The organism is Microcoleus sp. w2-18bC1, from assembly GCF_036700365.1.
Classification (GTDB): Bacteria; Cyanobacteriota; Cyanobacteriia; order Cyanobacteriales; family Microcoleaceae; genus Microcoleus.
This window is the reverse complement of record NZ_JAUBOS010000021.1, coordinates 38,218-50,571: the sequence shown is the minus strand read 5'-3', so window position 1 is coordinate 50,571 and position 12,354 is coordinate 38,218. Positions and strand designations below refer to the sequence as shown.

Genomic DNA, 12,354 nt, shown 5'->3' with positions numbered 1-12,354 from the left:
TTTATTTCTTTTTCCTTCCCAAAATCCGGTAGACATTAACTTTTTGTTCCCTGCCTCTTAACGGTAAAGGTCCCCAAGATTCTACCTCAAATTTGTCCGCCAAATACAGAAAGGTTTCTTCTGCAATCAATATCCGGCAAGTGTCCTCTTGCCGATCCTTTTCGCAGCTTTCCAGGCGAGAGGCAATATTTACGCTGTCGCCGATCACTCCATATTCTAAACGGGTTGTACCTCCCAGACTACCCACCATCACAGGCCCAGTAAAGATGCCTACTCGCATTTTTACAGTCGGTAAACCGCGATCAAGCCAATTTTGATTCATTTCTGGCAAGCGCGAACTTATAGCTAAAGTGGAAGATACGGCAAGGCGAGCATCTTCTGCAATTTCTTCTGCAGTGGTGCGGGGAATGGGTACGCCAAATACTGCCAGCATTCCATCTCCGGTAAATTTATTAATTACCCCTTGATGTGCTTGGACTTCTTGGGCCATTGCTGATAAATACTCATTTAACCAACTCATTACTACTTCTGGCGCGAGTTTTTCGGAGATTGTACTAAAACCCTGCACGTCGGTGAGGACGATCGTAGCAGTAACTTTTTGACCTGGCAATAACCCTGATTCGAGCAGATGGACGCGCTCTTTCCACAAGGCATTTGCGATCGCGGGTGAAGTTTGTTGTCCTAATAATTTCATCACAATCCCTTGCTGTTGTCTCGACTGCTCGTATTTATAGGTAACTGCGACTCCTGCGGTGATTAAAAGGGCAAGGGCTGGAGCAATTAGAGGTATCCACCCCTGTTGTAGGAAGAGGAAAAAGGTGAATCCGAATAATGAGCCGCAAGCTACGATCGCGATCGCGATCAAATTCAGCGCTTTTTCTAGCCGCCAAGCTAAACAGCCACCCACTGCACTCCAAACCACAATCCAGAGGATTTCTTGCCATTCATCCCAATACCAAAATAGCCCTTGGCCGTCTAAAACTGCACTGAGAATTTGGCTGGTAGCCGTTGCGTGAATTAATACCCCAGGCGTCGGGATATTACCGTTTTTAGTAGCGCTGTAAGGGGTAGAAAAAATATCTTTTACAGTTGGGGCTGTCACCCCGATTAAGACTATTTTACCTTTTACCAATTTGGGGTCAACTTTGCCCTCCAAAACTTGAGTTATGGTCACGGTTTCTGCTATCTTTTTAGGAGAGCGGTAATTGAGCAATATTTGATAGCCTTGGGCAGGAATATTCTGATAACCTCCTGAGTTCGATCGTAACTTATAAAATACTGTTTTATCTACTATAAATTCATTGTCTTCTGTGGCTTTAGATTCTATTTTTTTGCTATCAAAATATGCAAAAGCTAGCCTGGAGGGAAATGAATAAAACGTGTTTTTACCATCACCAATAGACATCACATTACGACGCACTATACCATCTGGATCGAGATACAAATCGTTAAATCCTACCCGCTGGTCGGGTATGTTGGGAGGTGGCTGGACTCGATCGTACTTTAAGGAGCCGATGAAGGTAATGGGAAATACTTTGGGGTTTTTCAGTTGAGTTGCTAATTCTGCACTCCCCGGTTCGTAGGGAATATCACGAATTATATCGAGACCAATAGCTCTGGGTTCCAAACGCGCTATTTCGGCGATCGCTTTTGCTAAAACGCGATCGGAAATTGGCCATCTGTTTAAAGCACTAATGTCCCGATCGGTGATTTCAACTATCAGCAACCTGGGGTCAGGGCCCCGATCGGGGCGCAACTGCACCATGAGGTCATAAGCATTTAATTCTAGTGGCTGCAACCCGCCTAAATGCCTCACTCCCAATAGAGTTCCGGTCACGACAATCCAGATAATAGCAACAGGTTGCAAGCCAGCGTTGGGGAATAAATGAGTTAAATTTTTCCCAAGTCCCTCCGCAAATTTATGATAAATTCTCTTAAAGAATTGGGGCATAAAATTTAGTGTTTCAACCCTGAGTCACAAAGTATGCTACATCTTAACTGATCGCTGATGCCCCTTACCGATACCCAATTTTTAGTTTTCTTGTGCAGTTTTGGCGATCGCACTTAACTGCAATCCCTGCGGATAGCTGTTTTCTTCTTTGCTGCGCTTGATGTCGGCCATTGAAATCTGGGGTTTGAGGTATTTTGCCAAAACTTTAACCACGTCACCCCGATCGATCGTCCCCGCTACTGAACCAATCGGCGAGAGGACGATGATTCGGGGGAGTTGACGGGCTTCCATGCTGTTAATTACTTCGGCGATGGATGCTTTTTCGGAGACTGTGGGGGTTTTTCCCAGGGGTTTCAAAATGTTGTGCAAAGTCTGAACTTGCCATTGACTGCGTTCTGTGAAACGGATATCGTCGATCGACACTAACCCCAAATCCCGGCCGTTGGTCGCAGCAATGTAAAATGGAAACGGATTGACTTCTAACAAATAGCGATCGGCAAATTCTCGCAGAGTCAAATCTGCATCTACAACTCGAAACTCGCGGCTCATCGCATCGCTGGCTTTAATTTTGAGTAGGGCTTCTTGCAGCGAAGTAACTTGGCTATAAGCACTGGCATTGCGAATGCCAAACCAGCCGATCAGCGCAATCCACAAGCCGCCGTACTCGCGCGCTAAAAAGCATAAACTCAGACCCAAAGCAACAGCCAGCCAACCTAAAACTTGTCCGGTTTTTGCCGCCCAGCGAACGCCGGCAAATCGAGAGCCAGTGATTTTCCAAATTGCTGCTTTTAAAACTTGTCCTCCATCCAAAGGTAGACCGGGAATTAAGTTAAATAATCCCAAAACGAGATTGATTAGTGCTACCCTTTCGGTGACAATTGCTAGCAAACTTTTCGGGGGAAGAACTTGAGAACCCAAACCGAGGATTAAAAACAGCGCAAAGCTGACGAGAGGGCCGGCAATAGCTACTTGAAAAGCTTGACCGGGAGTTTTTGATTCCGAGTCGATCGAAGCTACTCCGCCAAATAAGAATAAGGTAATAGAATTAACTTTAATTCCTTGCGATATCGCCGCCAAGCTGTGTCCGAGCTCGTGCAATAGCACCGAAGCAAACAGTAGCAGAGCTATTGCTAACCCCGCACTCCAGGAGAGCGCAGGCCCCCACAGGCGGTAACTGCTGGCGTATTCGCGGGTTGCTAAGGCTAAAATTATAAACCACGAATAATCTATAACTAGGGGGATGCCAAATAAAGAGCCGATTCGCCAACCTGTCTGCATGAAGTTTCCTGGGAAAGGAGAGCAAGAAAGAGTTTCTATTATATCTTTTCTACCCCTTGCCTTTGCCTTTCCCCTGATTTTTACAGAACTCCGGCGTTACCCAAGCCCAAGATTACTCCGGCTCCGAGCAAGTGACCGAAGCTGGCTGTTGCCAGCAGTTCTGGTACGCCGAAGCCTTTGAACATGCCAGGGAGTGCAACGGGTAAAGCTGGGCCCTTGCCTCGGTTTTGCTTGGAGATGCCGTAGTAGCCGATCGTGATCGCCAGCAAATTGCATAAAATCATTGTCAGTCCTACCAGTGGCGACCACTCTGGTGTTGAGGGAGCGGTAGATTGTACGGCTAACAGCAAAGATGAGGTGATCATGTTCTTATCTCCTGATTTCACAGATAAATTGATTTCCAAAATTATAAAAAGCGGTTTGCATTAAACTAAGATTTGTTTTAATAGTTAACAATTCGTTGATATTTTGATACAAATTCGGAAGGGAGGAGTCGGATTGCGGGTTAAAATTTGCGGAATCACTAAATTAGACCAAGGAATTGCGATCGCCCGCTTGGGAGCCCAGGCTTTAGGGTTTATCTGCGTGCCGGCTTCCCCCCGCTATGTCAGCCCAGAAACAATTCGCCTGATTGTCGAGCAGTTGCCGGAAAATGTCGATCGCATCGGCGTTTTTGCCAACACCACAATAGAAAATATCTGTCAAGTAGCGGCAGAGTCAAATTTAAGCGGAGTGCAGTTGCATGGAGATGAAACACCGGAATATTGCGATCGACTGCGGGAGTTTTTGCCGGGAATTGAAATTATCAAAGCCCTGAGAGTTAAGACTCCTGAAACTTTAGCCACCGCTGCTGTTTATGCTGTTCGTGTCGATACTTTACTGCTGGATGCTTACCATCCAGGGCAATTGGGCGGTACTGGTAAAACGATCGACTGGATGATGTTATCAGAGTTTAGACCGCAGTGTCCTTGGCTGCTGGCGGGCGGTTTAACACCCGATAATATTTTAAATGCAATTGATAGCGCGATCGGCAATAACTTCAGCGGTGTTGACCTTTCGAGTGGCGTAGAAATAGCGCCGGGAGATAAAGATTTGACCAAAGTTACTCAGTTGTTTGCTAATTTAAGTCAACTTGCTCATCATTGATAAGGTGGCAATACCAAATTCGTGCTTTTTATCCGATTCATTCTTTAGTCAGCGTGAGCGAAGTCTGCCGTAGGTTAGGCAGACCTCGTTTCTACAGTAGCGGTTTCAACCGCAGATTATTCCCTTTATTGTTTTATCGCCGGATCTCAAAAGTACGCGCGGCGGAGCTATCTTGAAGGGAATCGCCCTCCGGGTCTTCGTATTCCAAAACCAACTCACTAACCGTAGCACCGGTGGGGCCGCGGCGGCACCAACTAATCATTCCTTCCACAGCTTTTTTGGGTCCTTCAAAGACAGCCTCGACGCGGCCGTCGGGGAGATTTCTTACCCAGCCGCTGAGGCCGAAATACTTTGCTTGATTCCTCGTTGAATATCGGAATCCTACTCCTTGAACTAATCCCGAAACAAAAACGCGGGCTCTGACGGGCGGCAATGATTGGTTTTGCATAATAAACGGCGCGAATTACTGCTAACATCTGTTTGAAAATTTTAAGGATCAGTTTGATTATGTTAAATTTTAGTGCGATGGCGCTGCTGGGATTGCTGGTACGCCGCGTCACCCTAGCTTTTTCAACTATTCCCGATTTCACTGATTGGCTGGTTGCAGCTATGCTCACGCTGATTTACACTTTGATCGCGCTTCCTATCGGTTTTTGGTCGGGATTTTTGAAAGTTGATTTGCAAACCTCCAGGCCTACAATTGTAGGAGTGCTTGTTGGCTGTTTATTAAGTCCTGGCATCACCGAGGAAGTATATTTCCGCGTGTTAATGCTGCCACACCCGTTCGAGAAGGCTTCTGGCTTAATGCTGTGGTTTTGGGGATGCGCGAGTTTGGCGGTTTTTGTAGTTTACCACCCGCTGAACGCGCTAACTTTTTACCCGGTTGGTCGATCGACCTTTATGAATCCAGTATTTTTGCTACTGGCGGCAATTTTGGGAGTTGCGTGCTCCCTCGCATACCTGCAAAGCGGTTCTATCTGGCCTGCGGTGGCGGTTCACTGGCTCGCAGTGACAGCCTGGCTGTTGCTACTGGGCGGTTACAGGAGGCTGTATGGTTAAATGTAAAAAGTCCAGTATCACTATTTTGTCGGGAGGATCTCAGTTGTGGGTATCATAGGAGCGATCGTAGGTTTTTTGGCAGGGGTAGCAGTTGCTTACTGGTTAGTGGAAAAGCGCTTAAAGAAGCAAAAGCAAGAATACTTGCAGCAAACTCGCAGAATTAGTGAGGAAATAGAATTAGCTCAGATGTCTCGGGTGCAACAAGCTGTCGAATCTCAGCAAGGAGAACGGGAAAATCAGCTTAGAAAAGCTACTATCGAGCACGAAAATTTACTCAGACAAGTTACTACCCAATACGAAAACCAGCTCCAACAAGTTGCAGCTCAATATGAAAATCAGCTCCAACAAGTTCAGGCAGAACGTGACAGTCAGATCCAACAAGTTTTGGCAGAACGCGACAGTCAGCCCCAACCATTTGCCAGCATAGACGAGCATGAGCTGCGGCGACAAATCAGCGAGGAATTAGAAGCCGCTAACAATGCTAGGATGCAGCAAAATATCCAATCTTTGCAAGCAGAACACGAACATCATTTACTTAGAGTTGCTGACGAATTGCATATAAATTATCAAGCTCAGATGGAGCAACATTTGCAAAACTTGCAAAATGAACACGAAATTCGCTTGAGGCAAACTGCCGAGGAATATGAGAACCGCGAGGTTGAGCTGCAGTTAAATATGGAGGCTTTGCAAGAGCAATACGAGAGTCAGTTGCAAGCGGCTCACGAGCAGTTGAGAGAGCACGAAGCTCAGATGCAAGCTACTATCAGGTCTTTGCAAGAGCGGTACGAGAGTAATGTACAACAAGAAGTCCCGGAGCAGCAGTTCAGTCAGTTAAATTCAACAGAATTTTCCGAAGGTTTATCGCAAGAAGAAGTTTGGCAGGAACTGTCAAGTGAGTTAAATCAAACAGAAGTTGAAGAAGAGTTAAATTACACAGATCTTTCGGAACCCCAACCAATTGATTTACATCAACCAGAAGTCGAACAACAGCTTCCAATTCCCAGACAAGCACCAATCTATTCCCTACCGCAGTTGATGGGATGTGTTCAAAGTGAGGACAAAGAAACCCGCAAGTTTGCAGCGTCGGCTTTAGGTAAAATGGCTGCTGCTAATGCTCTGAGATCGGAAGGTCAGCGAGCAATAGAAACCTTGGGAAAATTAGCTCAAGATATTCACCCGGAGGTGCGCGAAGCTGCTGTGGAAGCACTAGCAATGATTAAGTCTGAAAAAGTGATTCCGCTGCTACAAAAAGCTTTGCGAGATATAGATAGCGGTGTGGCTAAATCGGCAAGTGCTGCGCTCAATAAGTTTAAGTTTTATCCCCGCACTCCGGCGGCTAAGCCGAAAACTGTTGATGTGAAGAAACCAAAGCGTTAAGCATTTACGAGCATAAATCAGTATAGCAATTGTCAATTGCCTACAACACAGTAGGGATACAACATTGTTGTGTCCTTACCAAGGTGCTGTATTTCACTCAATTTCGATTACTACTACAAACTTTGGCGGTTGGGCTGAGGAAAGAAATCAAACTCAATTATTCGATCGACAATTTACCCTATCCTTAGCAGAAATCACCGACACCCCGCCAGCCGAGGCCGATAGGTTTGATCATGTCCGGCCAACGGCTTTGGCGGCAATTGAGTCGCCCAAAATCTGTTTCACACTGTGGGTTAACTGATATCGTTTCCCGTTGCATCGGAATAATAAAATCGAGTCAACAGTTAACTCTCAACCCTTCAGTTTTTCGACCCGCCCGTCAACAGTCAACAGTCAACAGTCAACAGTCAACAATTCCGAAGGAGTGCAACCGGAATTGATATGATCTGTTGCACTATTGTTAAAACCGTTGCTTTGTACCGAGTATAAATTTGAGGTCGCCGGAGTCGCTAACAGCCATATCTAAGCGAATTAATCCAAAGGACGATCGCACCCTCACACCCACCCCAACACCCACCCCAGTCCCCGGTTTGTCCCTAACTACAGCCGGTTTTCCGAGTACACTATCTCCCGTTCCCAAATCCGACGCAAAATCAACAAATATCACGCCGCCAACATCTTGACCAACAGGAAACCGATATTCACCCGAAGCCAAAAAATAACTCCGGCCGCTGCCAATATCCCCGCCGTCGTAACCCCGCACGGAATTGCGGCCGCCGAGGCGAAAAGCTTCCGTTGGTGGCAAATCCCCGATTACCGTCCCCGCTTGCAAGTTAAAAGCCAGCATTTCAGGCAAGGCTTCGGACTCGCTGATGCCGAGCAAAGTTACTGGTACATACTGTATATAATTTGCCAACAGCCGATTACTCACAATGTTACCTCGCCCCAGAGGTATCGACTGCTCGGTGCTGAGGCTGAGAATTGAGCCACTGGTGGGGTTGAAGGGATTGTCTCGCCGATCGAGCATCGCACCGAAAGAAACAGTGTATAACTCGTCAACGCCGCTGCCACTGAATGTGAGAGGATTGCCGAGTTCGTCGCGGCGGGCGATATTTAAGTTGCGATCGCGCGTACTGATGTTTGTATAATTCAGCCCCAAAGTCGATTGCCAATCGCCCAAAGGTCTGGTAAACCTGAGATTTCCCCCCACCCGAATTTCCCGAACTCGGTTCCCGTTGGGCAAATCAATATCTTTGTTGAAAATTTCCGATATTCTGCGATCGCCAAAAGCTCTCACACTGTATCCCAAACGGTCTTCGGCGGCAACGTAAGGGCTGACAAACTGGACATCGTACTGGATACCTCGGAGGCTGGGCTGAAGATCCACCGCCAGCCGCTGCGGGGTTGTACCGAAAGTTCGATCGGTATAGGAAAGAGGAACCGCAACGCCAACATCATCACTCAGACTGGCACTCACGCTAAAAGAGCGAGCCGATCGCTCTTGAACGTTGTAGATTACATTAACATCCGTGCCAACTTCTTCGATCGAAACCGTCACTTTGTCAAACAATCCCAATTGCTGCAACTGCTGCAAATCCGATCGTACAACTTCCCGGCTGTAGTTATCCCCCGCCTTGAGTTTGAGCTCACCTCGGATAAAATCTTCCGAAATTCTGCCCTCAATTGGATTCCCTTTTTTATCAACAGCTTCGCCTCGGGAATTGACAAAGCGAATTTTTACCTCTGCAACATAAACGCCTTCAGCATTGGCCGCTTGACTGATTTGTAGAGTACCGCCTAGCTGTCGGGCGTTGCTGTTTACTGCTTCGGGGATTTCGGCGTTGGCCGCGATCGTCGCCGGAGTTTTTAACAGAGATGTAAAATCTTTATGATGGCTGGACTTGAGTGATATCACTCCCGGTTGCACCGGAATGATTGTTGACTGTTGACTGGTGACTGTTGACTGTGGACTTGGGGTGGAAAAACTCAATGGTTGAGTGTTAACTGTTGACTCAATTTTATTATTATGCAACCGGACACGATATGAGGGCGATTCCCTAGGGGAGAGCTGCGCCGCGCGTACTTCTGGAGAAGCTGCGAGCTCATCGGATGCCGGCAAATCCTGCACAGTTGGATTCACCTCATCCGATTGGTGACTATTTAAGACTGGAAGCGATAACAAATGTCGCTTGTCATCTAGTCTAGATCCCCCTAAATCCCCCTTAAGAAGGGGGACTTTGAGCATATTTCTTGTCCCCCCCTTATTAAGGGCTAGGGGGGATCGAGACTTCGCTACAAACAACATAGATGGTCGGTTTGACGTTAAGTTGTCACCAATGACCTCATCCTCCTCCCTCTGCGCCCTCTGCGCCTCTGCGGTTCCCCCTCTAAACTCCGCCTCAGTCGGTGCGGCACTCGGATCAATCGCCTGCGCTGCCAATTCGCCACCAGCCAGCGCCGCCAAAGTCAAAAATGCAATAATCGGAATTCGCATAGACATTAAATTTAAAACACACCGAACGCATATTACCCAAAACCGGGCCCCTGCATAATTAGCCGAAAAGAAACCCGGTATTGTTGAGGCTACCGGGTTTCTGGGATGCTGAAATATGGGAAAGTTCGATCGACCGCGGGCGATCGTTAAATTTGTTTAAATAGCTTGTCGAGAAACACGTTTCTCAAAATGAGCCTGAGTCTGCTGCAACAGTTGTTCGCGACTATCCTTAGCGGTGGTAATGGTAGGGAGCAAGTTGCGAGCTTGTAACGTCATGTGAAGCTGTAGGTGTGCTACGTACTCACTGACATCTTCGCGAAGAGAGCAAGCCGGGTACTGTTTTAAAGTAGAGTTCAAAGTGTTCTCCTGCTTTGGGTTTGTAGTGTTTTCTAATAATCATAGACAATATCATGGTCTATTTCTAACTGTGTACTCCGTAATGAAGTTTAACGTTTGAACTGCTTTTTTGTTACAATCCTTTACAAATGTATCTTACCTATTAGGAGTCGATCACCCATGGAGTCTCAAGCACTTCGAGGACAAACGCACACATTAACTACATTTGTCAATAGCACCACCCAAACAGCCGCCTACCTCGACATCGGGTGCGGCAGACCCTTATTGATGCTGCACGGTTTCTTAGGAGAAAAGACTTGCTGGCTGCCGTTAATTGAGTTATTGCAATCTCAGTTTCGGTGCATCAGTTTAGATATGTTGGGTTTTGGAGAATCCAGCAAACCAGAAATCCGCTACGACGTAGCTGTAGAAGTTGCTTTTGTGCGGCAAGTTGTAGAACAACTAAATATCGAACCCTGCTGCATCATCGGACATTCTTTTGGCGGTTGGGTAGCATCTGCATATTCCCTAAAATATCCTAATTCTGTCAGCAGTTTAGTATTAGCAGCCCCAGCGGGAATTCGGGACGATAGTTTTTGCGGTCAATATGATGCTTTGCGGCCGCTGTTGTGGGAAACCCCAGCCGTTGATTGGGCTTTGCAGTTGGCAAAACCTTTTGCTAGTTTAGCTGGAAAAAGTGAGAAATTACAGCAAATTTCCGGGTGGCGCAGGGAGTTAATGTCTCAACCAGTAGCAAGGTCATTTTTAATGAGTCGGATGCGACCGGAAGACGCAGTTGATACAGTAGAAAAAGAAATTCACAAATTGCAAATTCCTACCTTAGTTATCGCAGCAGATAGCGACGAAACAATTCCTCTATGGCACTGTGAAACCTACGCTAACGAGATAGCGGGGGCAGAGTTAGTAATTATTCCCAATGCTGCTCACGGGTTGCCGCAAACTCAAGCTCAAATTATGGCGAAGTTGACTTGTGAGTTTTTGAATAGTTAAGAAAAACTGTGCAATAAGCCGAATCATAAAAATTGTGATAAGCCACCAACTGAAAATAATTGTGTTTTAGTATACTACTTTATTAGGAAATACAGAATATATTGATTAGTGTCTTGTACAATTTTTTTTATGGCTCTTAAATCTTGTGTCAGCAGGAGCTACAGACATTTAGTAGAGTCGGGGGTATTACCAATGGCAGCACTGAGCAACTACTTTAATCTGGAAGAAATTACGACTGCCAGAAAAATTAGTGCTGCGGTAATTAACATCAGCGGCCGCCAGCGAATGCTTTCCCAACGAACGGCTTTTTTTTGCATGAGGTTAGTTTGCTCTCAGAATGGGGTAGAAAGAGCAAAACTGCGCCGGGATTTGTTAGAGGCGATCGAGCTTATGGAAAAATCGCACCGCGACTTAATTAATCTTGGCAGCAGCGTCAACTTAGTGAGTCCCCCTTCACCCGCCCTCAAGGCAATGTATTTTGAGCCGCCACTGTATTTAGACAGACAAGTGCGCGCATATATCGATCGAATAAAAGCACTGGTGCAAGTTCCTGATGCCGAACTCATGCTGGAAAACCCCCACCTGCTCTACATTGTCGAAGCAGCGGGCGGCGACTTGCTAGAAGCTTTCGATGCCGTGGTGAGTCAATACCAGCAAGAAAGCGAAATCGAACAATTTGAAATCGACCTTAAACAGGTTGAACTTTATCAAGAAAGTTGTGCTGCTACCTCGAAAGCGGAAGCCCAAGCCGCCCAGCTCGATCGCGCACTTTGCGAACTAAAACAAACTCAAGCTCAACTCCTCCACAGCGAAAAAATGTCTTCGCTGGGGGCGCTAATGGCTAGTATCGTCCACGAAATTAATAACCCAGTTAGTTTTATTTACGGCAACTTGAGCCATGCCGCAATTTATACTCAAGATTTGTTGCATCTGCTGTGTCTCTATCAAGAATGCTATTCCAATCCCTGTCCCGAAATCACAGCTAAAATCGAAGAGATAGATCTTGATTTTCTAGTTGAAGACTTGCCTAAAGTTATCTCTTCCATGCAAATGGGTTCCAATCGCATTCGCGAAATTGTCAAATCTATGGGCAACTTTTCGCGAACCGATAACAGTAACATGACCATGTGCGATTTGCACGACAGCATTGACAGCACCGTGTTAATTTTGCGAAACCGTCTCAATTCTCAAATAGACCGTCGCGACATTCAAGTAGTTAAAAATTATGGAAAATTGCCTCCTGTAGAGTGTTATTCAGGACAGCTAAATCAAGTATTTATGAATCTAATTACCAACGCGATCGATGCTTTGGACGAGATATCACAAAATCAGCCCTATGCTGCGCTAAAAATTTTGATCACCACAGAATTAGCTGGGTCCGATCGCGTGAGAGTGCGGATTGCAGACACGGGAACTGGAATGACAGCAGAGATAAAAGAACGAATGTTCGAGCAGTTTTTCACCACCAAGGAAATCGGTAAAGGTACTGGTTTAGGATTGTCTATTGTCTACAAAATCTTAGTAGAAAATCACCGAGGATCGCTTCGGTGCGAGTCTGAACCCTGCAAGGGAACCGAGTTTATCATTGAACTGCCGATCCAGCAAACTTAAGCAATTTACTGATCATCCAAATTTATCTATTTTAACTCGGTGTGGCACGGGCGTCACGCCTATGTTAACTGTGTGTGGAACAGGCGGGACG

12 protein-coding genes are annotated in these 12,354 nt (G+C 46.3%); 6 read left to right on the top strand and 6 right to left on the bottom strand.

Going from position 1 to position 12,354, the window contains the following annotated elements; translation table 11 throughout:
* Nucleotide 1: 1 nt before the first annotated feature.
* The 3 genes from QT979_RS13875 to psaK form a co-directional block, all read right to left on the bottom strand.
* Nucleotides 2–1,951, bottom strand: coding sequence for an adenylate/guanylate cyclase domain-containing protein (locus QT979_RS13875; RefSeq protein WP_333310598.1), 1,950 nt, complete (start codon nt 1,949–1,951; stop codon nt 2–4).
* Nucleotides 1,952–2,032: 81 nt separating this feature from the next.
* The gene (locus QT979_RS13870) at nt 2,033–3,229 is read right to left on the bottom strand and encodes a site-2 protease family protein (RefSeq protein ID WP_333215878.1); all 1,197 of its coding nucleotides are present in this window, start codon (nt 3,227–3,229) and stop codon (nt 2,033–2,035) included.
* Between the two features lie 80 nt (nt 3,230–3,309).
* Nucleotides 3,310–3,594 carry a photosystem I reaction center subunit PsaK gene (gene psaK, locus QT979_RS13865; protein ID WP_333040629.1) on the bottom strand — a complete coding sequence of 95 codons (285 nt, stop codon included), beginning with the start codon at nt 3,592–3,594 and terminating at the stop codon, nt 3,310–3,312.
* A gap of 133 nt (nt 3,595–3,727) precedes the next feature.
* Between psaK and QT979_RS13860 the strand changes: the two genes are divergently transcribed.
* A complete protein-coding gene (locus tag QT979_RS13860) occupies nt 3,728–4,375 on the top strand; it encodes a phosphoribosylanthranilate isomerase (protein ID WP_333215880.1) in 648 nt (215 codons plus the stop codon).
* 133 nt (nt 4,376–4,508) lie between these two features.
* On the opposite strand, the gene QT979_RS13855 is transcribed toward QT979_RS13860, so the two are convergent.
* The gene (locus QT979_RS13855) at nt 4,509–4,823 is read right to left on the bottom strand and encodes an acylphosphatase (protein ID WP_333215882.1); all 315 of its coding nucleotides are present in this window, start codon (nt 4,821–4,823) and stop codon (nt 4,509–4,511) included.
* Nucleotides 4,824–4,882: 59 nt separating this feature from the next.
* Here QT979_RS13855 and QT979_RS13850 point away from each other — a divergent pair, with 59 nt between their 5' ends.
* The 3 genes from QT979_RS13850 (at nt 4,883) to QT979_RS13840 (ending at nt 7,112) form a co-directional block, all read left to right on the top strand.
* Complete coding sequence (locus tag QT979_RS13850; RefSeq protein WP_333215884.1) at nt 4,883–5,434, top strand: CPBP family glutamic-type intramembrane protease; 552 nt, start codon at nt 4,883–4,885, stop codon at nt 5,432–5,434.
* Nucleotides 5,435–5,479: 45 nt separating this feature from the next.
* On the top strand, nt 5,480–6,811 hold the full coding sequence (locus QT979_RS13845) for a HEAT repeat domain-containing protein (RefSeq protein WP_333310595.1): 1,332 nt from the start codon (nt 5,480–5,482) through the stop codon (nt 6,809–6,811).
* A gap of 64 nt (nt 6,812–6,875) precedes the next feature.
* Nucleotides 6,876–7,112: a hypothetical protein gene (locus QT979_RS13840; RefSeq protein ID WP_333310593.1), complete on the top strand. Its 237-nt coding sequence runs from the start codon at nt 6,876–6,878 to the stop codon at nt 7,110–7,112.
* A gap of 159 nt (nt 7,113–7,271) precedes the next feature.
* Here QT979_RS13840 and QT979_RS13835 read toward each other — a convergent pair whose 3' ends face one another.
* Nucleotides 7,272–9,311, bottom strand: coding sequence for a BamA/TamA family outer membrane protein (locus QT979_RS13835; protein WP_333215890.1), 2,040 nt, complete (start codon nt 9,309–9,311; stop codon nt 7,272–7,274).
* Between the two features lie 150 nt (nt 9,312–9,461).
* The gene (locus QT979_RS13830; RefSeq protein WP_006634481.1) at nt 9,462–9,662 is read right to left on the bottom strand and encodes a hypothetical protein; all 201 of its coding nucleotides are present in this window, start codon (nt 9,660–9,662) and stop codon (nt 9,462–9,464) included.
* Between the two features lie 159 nt (nt 9,663–9,821).
* Here QT979_RS13830 and QT979_RS13825 point away from each other — a divergent pair, with 159 nt between their 5' ends.
* Complete coding sequence (locus QT979_RS13825; protein ID WP_333310591.1) at nt 9,822–10,652, top strand: alpha/beta hydrolase; 831 nt, start codon at nt 9,822–9,824, stop codon at nt 10,650–10,652.
* Nucleotides 10,653–10,781: 129 nt separating this feature from the next.
* Complete coding sequence (locus QT979_RS13820) at nt 10,782–12,263, top strand: ATP-binding protein (protein ID WP_333310589.1); 1,482 nt, start codon at nt 10,782–10,784, stop codon at nt 12,261–12,263.
* Nucleotides 12,264–12,354 lie beyond the last annotated feature (91 nt).

Excerpts from the sequence above, each read along its gene's own strand:
- QT979_RS13870 (WP_333215878.1), bottom strand. The coding sequence starts at position 3,229 with ATGCAGACAGGTTGGCGAATCGGCTCTTTATTTGGCATCCCCCTAGTT.
- QT979_RS13850 (WP_333215884.1), top strand. The coding sequence starts at position 4,883 with ATGTTAAATTTTAGTGCGATGGCGCTGCTGGGATTGCTGGTACGCCGC.
- QT979_RS13875 (WP_333310598.1), bottom strand. The coding sequence starts at position 1,951 with ATGCCCCAATTCTTTAAGAGAATTTATCATAAATTTGCGGAGGGACTT.
- QT979_RS13855 (WP_333215882.1), bottom strand. The coding sequence starts at position 4,823 with ATGCAAAACCAATCATTGCCGCCCGTCAGAGCCCGCGTTTTTGTTTCG.
- QT979_RS13835 (WP_333215890.1), bottom strand. The coding sequence starts at position 9,311 with ATGTCTATGCGAATTCCGATTATTGCATTTTTGACTTTGGCGGCGCTG.
- QT979_RS13820 (WP_333310589.1), top strand. The coding sequence starts at position 10,782 with ATGGCTCTTAAATCTTGTGTCAGCAGGAGCTACAGACATTTAGTAGAG.
- psaK (WP_333040629.1), bottom strand. The coding sequence starts at position 3,594 with ATGATCACCTCATCTTTGCTGTTAGCCGTACAATCTACCGCTCCCTCA.
- QT979_RS13825 (WP_333310591.1), top strand. The coding sequence starts at position 9,822 with ATGGAGTCTCAAGCACTTCGAGGACAAACGCACACATTAACTACATTT.